Below are 1238 nucleotides of genomic sequence, written 5' to 3'. Positions count from 1 at the left end.
ACTTTGTGTGCGGGTTGGGGGCAGTTTATCGGGCGAACATGGTATCGGCATCGATAAAAATTGTTATATGCCCGCTATGTTCAACGAGATTGACTTAGAAACTATGGGCTATGTGCGGGATTGCTTTAATCCCAAAGGTTTGGCTAACCCGGGGAAATTATTCCCCACCCCGCGCAGCTGTGGGGAAGCCGCTAATGCCAAAATACAAGGGTTTGCGGGGGTGGATGTGTTTTAGGTTATCGGTAAATATTGACTGACTACTGATTACAGTCCACCTTGGGGTCCTAGGGGCAGATTGATATTAGAGGGGAAAACTGGGACTTGTCTTTCCAGAAAGCGTTGAGTGACTAATTCTCGGAAAATCTCTAGATCTTTTTGCCATTGTCCCAGATATTGTTTGAGCAGATTTAATCGATCGCTGCCCTCGGCCAGATTATAGTTAAAGTTACCGGCAAATAATAGCGCCGCTAAGGTTTGGCCATCGGGTAATTGCAATTTTGCCTCGTTAATCGCCACGGATAGCTGAGAGGTTTCTAACTGATAAAGTAGATTTATGCCGGCTTGTAGAGGGGCTATACCGAAATTGAGCCAGGGACCGGGGGCCAGAAGAGTTTCGGTGATGTATTTTTTAGCGGCATCGGGGCTACTAGGGAGAGGAACAATACTTTTTGGGGCGATATTCAGGGCTTGATATTCGGCTAAAGGGAGTTTATCTAGATATAAACCGACAATTTCTGGCAGTTTCAGTTTCAGGCTATCGGGAGAGTTAATTATCTCCACAAAGGTAATTGTCCGGGGTTGGGCGACGATGCTGATACCATTTTGAAAATTAACTTGAGCGTAATTAGGATTGAGTACCGGCTGGGCATTTAATTCCCAGTCGGGGGGAACTATTCCCGAATATTTGAGGAAATCAATCGTTAGCATGGCGGGATTGAGGCTTTTGGCGGTAATTGCGATGGCAAGTTCTTGTATTTCCCGCAAACTAGCCAGTGGTTGATTGGAGTTATTGTCAGTAGTGGCAATCATCAATTTTCTCCTTTTGGATATTTATCTTTTCTTTCTAAGTGGGTGGGGGTTAAAAATTGTTCAGATATCCCCCTTATTAAGCTATCCATTAGTCACATCTTTCTTAACATAAAATTTGACAAAAAGAGAAAAGTGTGCAAGATGGCTCAAGGAGGTTCTATGGGGGGACTAATTTGATGAGATAGTTTCCAAGTCTGGCTGATATCATG

The 1238-nt window shown here is 44.1% G+C and carries 2 protein-coding genes; one reads left to right on the top strand and one right to left on the bottom strand.

Going from position 1 to position 1238, the window contains the following annotated elements; all coding sequences use genetic code 11:
• A partial coding sequence (locus tag O9323_RS08955) for an FAD-linked oxidase C-terminal domain-containing protein (protein ID WP_288124982.1) occupies positions 1–235 on the top strand: 235 nt, incomplete at its 5' end.
• Positions 236–264: 29 nt separating this feature from the next.
• Here O9323_RS08955 and O9323_RS08950 read toward each other — a convergent pair.
• Positions 265–1029, bottom strand: a complete 765-nt coding sequence (locus O9323_RS08950; RefSeq protein WP_288124981.1) for a hypothetical protein — start codon at positions 1027–1029, stop codon at positions 265–267.
• Positions 1030–1238: the final 209 nt, after the last annotated feature.

It is taken from the genome of Microcystis sp. LE19-131.1A (assembly GCF_027532015.1).
GTDB lineage: Bacteria > Cyanobacteriota > Cyanobacteriia > Cyanobacteriales > Microcystaceae > Microcystis > Microcystis ichthyoblabe_A.
This window is presented reverse-complemented; position numbering and strand designations above follow the sequence as displayed.

Excerpts from the sequence above, each read along its gene's own strand:
- O9323_RS08950 (WP_288124981.1), bottom strand. The coding sequence starts at position 1,029 with ATGATTGCCACTACTGACAATAACTCCAATCAACCACTGGCTAGTTTG.